The organism is Rhodococcus sp. IEGM 1379 (assembly GCF_030056815.1).
Classification (GTDB): domain Bacteria; phylum Actinomycetota; class Actinomycetes; order Mycobacteriales; family Mycobacteriaceae; genus Rhodococcus_F.
On sequence record NZ_JASHKR010000129.1, the window covers coordinates 1 to 7,912 of the forward strand.

General features: G+C 60.2%; 8 protein-coding genes. 2 read left to right on the forward strand and 6 right to left on the reverse strand.

Features of this window, described 5'->3' with window-relative positions:
* Both QM600_RS28130 and QM600_RS28135 read right to left on the reverse strand, forming a co-directional pair.
* A partial coding sequence (locus QM600_RS28130) for an acetyl-CoA carboxylase biotin carboxylase subunit (RefSeq protein ID WP_283265039.1) occupies positions 1 to 1,022 on the reverse strand: 1,022 nt, incomplete at its 3' end.
* Positions 1,023 to 1,027: 5 nt separating this feature from the next.
* Entirely contained in the window at positions 1,028 to 2,617 is a 1,590-nt protein-coding gene (locus QM600_RS28135; protein ID WP_283265040.1) for a carboxyl transferase domain-containing protein, read from the reverse strand.
* Positions 2,618 to 2,715: 98 nt separating this feature from the next.
* Here QM600_RS28135 and QM600_RS28140 point away from each other — a divergent pair, with 98 nt between their 5' ends.
* Together QM600_RS28140 and QM600_RS28145 are read left to right on the forward strand one after the other, a co-directional pair.
* Entirely contained in the window at positions 2,716 to 3,315 is a 600-nt protein-coding gene (locus tag QM600_RS28140) for an SACE_7040 family transcriptional regulator (RefSeq protein WP_283265041.1), read from the forward strand.
* 53 nt (positions 3,316 to 3,368) lie between these two features.
* Positions 3,369 to 4,097, forward strand: coding sequence for a GTP pyrophosphokinase (locus tag QM600_RS28145; protein WP_283265042.1), 729 nt, complete (start codon positions 3,369 to 3,371; stop codon positions 4,095 to 4,097).
* A 163-nt stretch (positions 4,098 to 4,260) separates the two neighbouring features.
* On the opposite strand, the gene QM600_RS28150 is transcribed toward QM600_RS28145, so the two are convergent.
* From QM600_RS28150 to QM600_RS28165, 4 genes are all read right to left on the reverse strand, one after another.
* Positions 4,261 to 4,521 carry a GlsB/YeaQ/YmgE family stress response membrane protein gene (locus QM600_RS28150; protein ID WP_283265043.1) on the reverse strand — a complete coding sequence of 87 codons (261 nt, stop codon included), beginning with the start codon at positions 4,519 to 4,521 and terminating at the stop codon, positions 4,261 to 4,263.
* A 131-nt stretch (positions 4,522 to 4,652) separates the two neighbouring features.
* Positions 4,653 to 6,002, reverse strand: coding sequence for an outer membrane protein assembly factor BamB family protein (locus tag QM600_RS28155; RefSeq protein WP_283265044.1), 1,350 nt, complete (start codon positions 6,000 to 6,002; stop codon positions 4,653 to 4,655).
* Positions 5,999 to 7,384 (reverse strand): hypothetical protein, encoded by a 1,386-nt coding sequence (locus tag QM600_RS28160; RefSeq protein WP_283265045.1) that lies wholly within the window; start codon positions 7,382 to 7,384, stop codon positions 5,999 to 6,001. Before QM600_RS28160 ends, QM600_RS28155 begins: the two co-directional genes overlap by 4 nt.
* Before the next feature lie 114 nt (positions 7,385 to 7,498).
* Positions 7,499 to 7,912: MMPL family transporter (locus QM600_RS28165; protein WP_283265046.1), on the reverse strand; the 414-nt coding region annotated here is incomplete at its 5' end.

A 7,912-nucleotide genomic window follows, 5' to 3' on the forward strand; every position in this document is an offset into this window, starting at 1 on the left:
GCATGCCCGGTCATGGTGATGTCACTCTGCTCGAAGGCCAACTTCTCCCCCGTAGCAACACGAACCTGCCACTCCACGAGATCGAGTCCGGTGACCATTTCGGTGACGGGATGCTCGACCTGCAAGCGGGTGTTCATCTCCATGAAGAAGAACTCGTCAGGTTTGTCAGCGGAGACGATGAACTCGACAGTGCCGGCGCCGGTGTAATCGACGCTGCGAGCCGTGTTGCACGCTGCGGCACCGATCCGGTCGCGTGTCACCTGATCGAGCAAAGGCGACGGCGCCTCTTCGATGACCTTCTGGTGGCGTCGCTGCAGGCTGCATTCGCGCTCACCCAAGTGAACGACGTTACCGTGCTGATCCGCGAGCACCTGCACCTCGATGTGCCGGGGCCGCAGAACGAATCGCTCGAGAAACAGGGTGTCGTCGCCGAACGAGGAGGCTGCCTCTCGTCGTGCACTTCGCAATGCCTCGGCGAGGTTCGCGGGGTCTTCGACCAACCGCATTCCCTTGCCGCCGCCGCCGGCCGAAGGCTTGACCAACACTGGATATCCGATGTCGTCGGCCGCAGCAATGAGGTCTTCATCGGTCAGGCTGGGTCGGGCGATACCCGGAACCACGGGAACACCAAACGCCGCAACGGCATTCTTCGCGGTGATCTTGTCGCCCATTACCTCGATGGCATGCTCGGACGGTCCGAGGAACGCGATACCCGCAGCCGCGCAGGCTGCCGAGAATGCCGAGTTCTCCGATAGAAAGCCATAACCCGGATGGATACCCTGAGCTCCGGCTGTCTTGGCGGCATCGATCACCTTGTTGATGACGAGGTAGCTCTCGCGAGCGGGTGCCGGTCCGATATTGACGGCTGTGTCTGCCTCACGGACATGGCGTGCATTCGCGTCGGCATCGCTGTAGACGGCGACGCTGCGAATTCCCATCTCGCGCAACGTGCGGATCACTCGAACCGCGATCTCGCCACGATTGGCGACGAGGACGGTATCAATCGTACGAATCTCAGTCATTACTCTCACATCCGGAAGACGCCGTAGGAGACCGGCTCGATCGGCGCGTTTGCACACACCGAGAGAGCCAGGCCGAGAACAGTTCTGGTATCTGCAGGGTCGATCACACCGTCATCCCACAGCCGTGCGGTGGAGTAGTACGGATTGCCCTGCGCCTCGTACTGCTCACGAATCGGCGCCTTGAACGACTCTTCGTCGTCCGCGGACCACGGGTTACCCGCACTGTCCAGCTGCTCGCTTCGGACCGTCGCAAGTACTGATGCAGCCTGCTCGCCGCCCATCACCGAAATACGCGCATTGGGCCACATCCACAGGAAGCGAGGCGAATACGCCCGTCCACACATGGAGTAGTTACCGGCGCCGTAGGAACCACCGATGACGACGGTCAGCTTCGGAACGCGTGCACAGGCGACGGCCGTGACCATCTTTGCGCCGTGTTTCGCGATTCCGCCGGCCTCGTAGTCGCGGCCCACCATGAAGCCGGCGATGTTCTGCAGGAACAGCAGCGGAACACTGCGCTTATCGCACAGTTCGATGAAATGTGCACCCTTCATGGCAGATTCACCGAAGAGCACTCCGTTGTTGGCGATGATGCCAACCGGATGGCCCTGGATGTGGGCGAATCCGGTGACCAGGGTCTTGCCGTACTCTGCCTTGAACTCCTGGAACGCACCGCCATCGACGAGCCTGGTGATCACTTCGTGCACGTCGTAAGGCGTACGTGAATCCGTGGGCACCACATCGTAGAGTTCACTCTGATCGGCGACGGGCTCAACCGTCGAAATCACATCCCACGGACGCTCCGAGCGTGGCCCGAGAGTGGCAATGATGTTGCGCACGATACGAAGTGCGTCGCGGTCGTCCTCGGCCAGATGGTCGGTGACACCGGAAACCTTGGAGTGCAGGTCGCCGCCGCCGAGCTCTTCTGCCGTCACGATCTCACCGGTGGCAGCCTTCACCAGCGGCGGACCGCCGAGGAAGATAGTGCCCTGGTTTCGGACGATCACTGCCTCGTCGCTCATCGCGGGAACGTAAGCGCCGCCGGCGGTGCACGAACCGAGCACCGCTGCGATCTGGGGAATTCCCTTGGCGCTCATAGTCGCCTGGTTGTAGAAGATGCGTCCGAAGTGCTCGCGGTCCGGGAACACCTCGTCCTGGCGGGGTAGGAACGCTCCGCCCGAGTCGACCAGGTAGATGCACGGGAGATTGTTCTGCAGCGCCACTTCCTGTGCGCGCAAATGCTTCTTCACCGTCATCGGGTAGTAGGTGCCGCCCTTGACTGTCGCATCGTTGGCAACGATGACGCATTCGCGTCCGGAGACGCGGCCGATACCGGTGATGACACCGGCGCCGGGGCACTCGTCGTCGTACAGGCCATTGGCCGCGAGCGGTGACAACTCGAGGAACGGACTGCCCGGATCGAGGAGCGAATCCACCCGATCTCGCGGAAGCAACTTTCCGCGACTGACGTGCCGATCTCGCGACTTCTGGTTGCCGCCGAGTGCAGCTTGTGCCAGTTTCTTCTTCAGTTCCTCCACCAGAACGGTGTGATCGGATCGGTATCCCGATCCTTGCGTGATTCCACTGGGAGTCATCCCGCCGCCTTCGCCATGAGTTAATGCTCGATAACTGAAACTAGATTAACTATGATTAACTGAGTTGTCCAGATCACAGCCGAGAAAGATCGAAGAAAATGACCTCTGAGCAGGTGACCGCTCCGACACGACGCGATCAGATGAAAGCAGACCGTCGTCGTCAGCTCCTCGACTCCGCCGCACGGTTGATCGCCGAACGCGGATTCGTGAGCGTGCGACTGGAAGATCTCGGCGCTGCCGTCGGCATCAGCGGCCCCGCCGTCTACCGGCACTTCCCCAACAAGGACGCCGTCCTGGTCGAACTCCTCGTCGGAATCAGCACCCGGTTGTACGAGGGTGGATCTGCGGCGGCAGACGCAGCAGACTCCCCGGTCTCGGCACTCGACGCCCTCGTGGAGTTTCACCTCGACTTCGCACTCGGCGAACCCGATCTCATCCGTATCCAGGACCGCGACCTCGAAAGCCTTCCGGCCGACGCACGTCGACAAGTCCGCCAGACACAACGCAAGTACGTCGAAGTGTGGGTAGATGTCCTCGAAAAACTCGATCCGACGCTCGATCAAGAAGACGCCCGCATCAAGGCTCATGCCACATTCGGCCTGATCAACTCCACTCCACACAGTGCAAATCCGGCGTCGCCGGCGCGCACTCGCCGCGTCCTGCGCGGTATGACCCTCGCCGCACTGAACCGGACATGACAGCATCGGTGGCAGACTGGTTACACCAGCTAATAGATGAGGGTGAGCCGAACGTGGAAGACAGCAGCGCAATCAGTCGAACCGAGTTCGCCGAACTGCGCACCGAGTTCTCCCGATTCATGATGTTGTACCAATTCGGCATTGCCGAACTGATGACCAAAGTGAACATCCTCAAAGACGAGTTCACTCACATCAACCAGTACAGCCCCATCGAGCATGTGACCTCCCGGGTCAAGACTCCCGAAAGCATCTTGCGTAAGGCCGAGCGGTTGGGGATTCCCTTGACCATCGACGACATCTCGAAGAACATCTTCGACATCGCCGGTGTGCGTATCACCTGCAGCTTCATCTCGGATACCTACCGCATCGCCGAGATGCTCACCAGCCAGTCCGACCTGCGGGTCATCGAGCGCGAAGACTACATCGCCGATCCCAAGCCGAACGGCTACAAAAGTCTGCATCTCATCGTCGAGGTTCCCGTCTTCATGAGTGACCGGGTGCGCTACGTCCCCATCGAACTCCAGATCCGAACGATCGCAATGGATTTCTGGGCCAGCCTCGAGCACAAGATCTATTACAAGTACAACCGCGAAGTTCCGGTCGAACTCATCGACGAACTCACCGAAGCTGCCGCAGCGGCCCACCGTTTGGATGTGAAGATGGAGCGTCTCAACGACGAGTTCGCAAAAATCAAGGCCCTCCCTCATCCGGACGACGACCTGCTCGATCAGAGACTGCCGGCACACTTCCTCGAAGCCCTGCGTCTGCAACGCGGAGTCTGACCTGCGGCGACGCCCGGTTCTGGTCCCCCCATTCCGAGCGAACGTACCTTTCGGCGCATCCAAGGCGACGGGCGTACCGTTCGCTCAATTGGGGGCTGGTCAAAACAGACAAAAGTGCGCCCTCCCGATTGGGAGGGCGCACTTTTCTGCTGGTACGGACGCTCTACTTCTTGCCCGTCACGGCTGCGTAACCAAGCGAGAGAACTGCCGCTGCCGCGATGCTGATGATCCAGCGAATCCAGTCGATTCCGCCTGTGTTTCCCTTACCCAGGAGGCCCTCCCAGACCCAGTACCCGATCAATGCACCGGCAATACCGAGCACGACGGTGATGATCATCCCCATCTGCTGCTTACCTGGCAGTACGAGTCGAGCAAGAATTCCGATGACTGCGCCGAAAATGATGGTTCCGATAATTTGACCCATGACAGCCCCTCTCACATGTCGTGCACGCACGCGGACGGAAGATCACCGCTCAATCGAACAATAAACCACAGCTACAGATAACTGGTGCTCGTTGTCCGAAATATTGTCCGAGCTGCAACGTACACCGACGCTCAGCGGGTGCGCAGGGCAGTCAGACGATCCTCACTCGCTCGCACCACTACGTTCTCCCCGGACCACAGCTCCCGCATTGCCCAGCCGCCGAACTCGACTCGCGCATCAGGTTCCACCTGCACTTCCCAGGTCCGTTGTCCTGTCCGAGGATCGAGTCCGTACACCATTCCTTCGTCGACGACCGGCACACCGTTCCACGCAACCTCACCCACGCGGGGAGCACTCGACTGCCACAACACCTCTCCCGTCGCCAGGTCGACAAACTGCACCGGTTCGGATCCCCGTCCCGCAACAGCAACTACGCCATCGATCACCGACAGCGACGACGCGTTTCCGAATACCTCTTCATTGGTCCAGAGCCGCTTACCGGTGGTTCGATCAAACCCGCTGCTACCGAGGATGATCGCTCTGGACTTGTCGGATGGTTGGTCGAGCAGATAGCGGCTCCCGGAATTCCTCGAACCTACGGTGGTCTCGCGAGCGATCTCGACGCCGCGCGAATCGAGGGCATACACGCTGGGTGTGCTTCCGTCGCAGCCGTCGTCACTGACCGACGTCACGCCGTCCGGACTCGTGTGTGCCGACGTGCACGAGGTGTAACCGAGTCGCCATCGCTGTTCACCGGTACCGACGTCGAACCCGAGTGACTCGTCGAGTGAAATCACGCCCAAATCCCCGTGCACCGAAAGCAATGGTCCGGAAAAGCCTGATTCCCAGTATCCCCCTACGTCAAATGCTTTGGACCAGTTACCTTCCGGGTTGTCGACGGTTCCGCTGTGTACCCTGACGTCGTTGTCCTCGATATTGCCTTCGAGCGCCAGAATGTCGCCCTGGTCCGCAACAACTGCGATGGGATTCCATGGCGTCCGAATATCCTTGCGTTCACCGGATTTCAGGTCGAATATCGCAAGACCTTCGCCATACTCGGACTCTCCGACCATGCACAGCACCGATTCTTCCAGCAGTGCCGGAGAACAACCGGCAATATCTGCCGCGGCACTACGCCACCGAACCGAGCCGTCCGCGGCGTCAAGACCCACCAGCTCCGCGCCGTCGAGTACGCCGCGACGACGATCCGGCATACCTACCAGCGTCACCACGGTCGAGCCGGCATCGACGAGACCACCTCTCGTCATATTAGATTGGGTTCCGCCGATCGGGCTGCTGAAGACAGCGAATTCACGACCGAGAACATCCGCGGCGTCCACCGACCACACCGGAGTTCCCTCCGTCGTCGAATGTGCTCGGCCACCGATATCGACCACGGTGAAGACGGCTGCGGTCACGGCGAGCGCGGCAGCAACAGCTGAAATCCGCAGTCGCGCAGCAGCGGACAATCGCTTCTTCATCGAATAACCAACCCGTCGAGCATTGCGAGATGCTCCAACTGCTCGAACGTCATCGGCTTCACCGGCGAATCGGCCGACGAACGCACGCTCACCCTGGCGCCGTCCGGTCTGGTAACGACGACTGACCGGTAGGTGCCACTCCAGTCGCTCGTGTCACGTTCGATCATCGACCCGTCGGGCGCGACGACTACGGAATCGGGATGCCCGTCGTAGGACGGGTCGTATTTGTTGGGCAACTCCGGAAGTGCTTGCCCACTGGTGATCACGATGCTGAAGGACACGTCCCCGGCATCCGTTCTCCCGCTGAATGCTTGACAGGCGGTTGTGTTGTCGTGATCTGCCAAGACAAGTGAGCCCGGTGGTGCGTCGAGCACCGGCATCCCGGGCGGCGCCGTGCGCCATCCTTCCTCGAGTGCAGAGTTGAGTCGGGCAACTGCGTCTCGATCCAGTTTCCGCGCATTGCTCTCGACTCCGGAATTGCCGGAGCATCCCGGCCGGGGAGCCGGAATGCCCAAGGGAACAGACGCACTCACCCGAAACTCAGGCAACGCAACCAGATTGACCAATTCGTCGACCGTCAGCGGAATCACCCCGCTCGGCGCAGGGGCAGGTTCTGTTTGATTGTCCACGTCGTCGGCATAGGCATTGACCCGAGTTCCGTCCGGCGCATACAACGTGGCCGAACGTGACAGTGACCGAACTCCGTTCGTCTCACTCCACGTCTCGTGCGTATCGATGACGACACCGCCGCCGAGGGTGCGCCTCTCGTCCAGACTTCCAGCGACACACGGTGGTACCGCGGTACCGCCGGCATTCACCGACACACTCACGACCCCGTGCTTTCCGTCACGCGCGAGTGTTGCCGTCGCAGTGGTACTCGCCATCACCGCAAGGGATAAATCGCCGGGCAGGCCCGATGACTCGTCCGGCGCGAAGATCGGTCCGAAAACCAAAGAGTCTCGCGCTGAGGCGAATACCATCTCGACGGAGAGCGGCAACGCTTGCCCAACCGCGTCCGACATCACAGTTGCCTTGGAACCGGAGAACCACGGAAACTGCGGATCGTCATATCCCCGACTTTGAGCGAAGTACATGAGACCGTCGTCGTCATCGGGCGCTTCTACGCTCTCACATCCGGGAATGGTCGTCGGAAAATCCACCGTGGGAGTCACGAACGAGTATTCCGTTTCATCTTCGGCGACTGGCTCTTCCGTAACCACAGACGTCTGACTCGATATCGCAACGGAGGATTCGAACGAGGCGGATCCGGTCCACCGGTCGACCAGTCCGGCGAAGACAATCCCACCGGCCATCAACGACACGACGGTAAGGCCAATGGTCCACTTCTCCGTCCGATCTAAACCGGATTTCTTCTCGGCCACTAACCCTCGCAGTCCGTCATAGGCTTGCCGAATGGGCGCTGCCTCTCCCCGGACCTGTCGCGTCGAAACCCAATTTCGTTACCGACCGAATGGTTTCCATTGACGAGAGCGTTACTACACCCGGACAGGTACCAGATCCTCGTCCGGATCCTCCTCGATCGGAATCAAACGAATTGCTTCGCCCTCGATATCAATGTTGGGCAGGATTTTGTCGAGCCACGCCGGCAGTTTCCACGCAGAATCACCGAGTATTGACATAACCGCGGGAATGACGATCATTCTAATGATGAAGGCGTCGAAGAAGACTGCCGCTGCGAGTCCGAAGCCCATCATCTTGCTGGCGGTTTCGGAAGACAACATGAACGCGCCGAATACCGAGATCATGATGATCGCCGCCGACGCGACAACTCGTGCGCCATGGGTGTACCCCGAAATGATGGCGTCCTTGGCTGAGTGCCCGTGCACATATTCTTCGCGCATTCGAGTCACCAGGAATACCTGGTAGTCCATCGCCAAACCGAATACCAC

Bases quoted from the DNA above. Each gene is read 5' to 3' on its own strand.
- QM600_RS28135 (WP_283265040.1), bottom strand. From the start codon at position 2,617: ATGACTCCCAGTGGAATCACGCAAGGATCGGGATACCGATCCGATCAC.
- QM600_RS28140 (WP_283265041.1), top strand. From the start codon at position 2,716: ATGACCTCTGAGCAGGTGACCGCTCCGACACGACGCGATCAGATGAAA.
- QM600_RS28150 (WP_283265043.1), bottom strand. From the start codon at position 4,521: ATGGGTCAAATTATCGGAACCATCATTTTCGGCGCAGTCATCGGAATT.
- QM600_RS28155 (WP_283265044.1), bottom strand. From the start codon at position 6,002: ATGAAGAAGCGATTGTCCGCTGCTGCGCGACTGCGGATTTCAGCTGTT.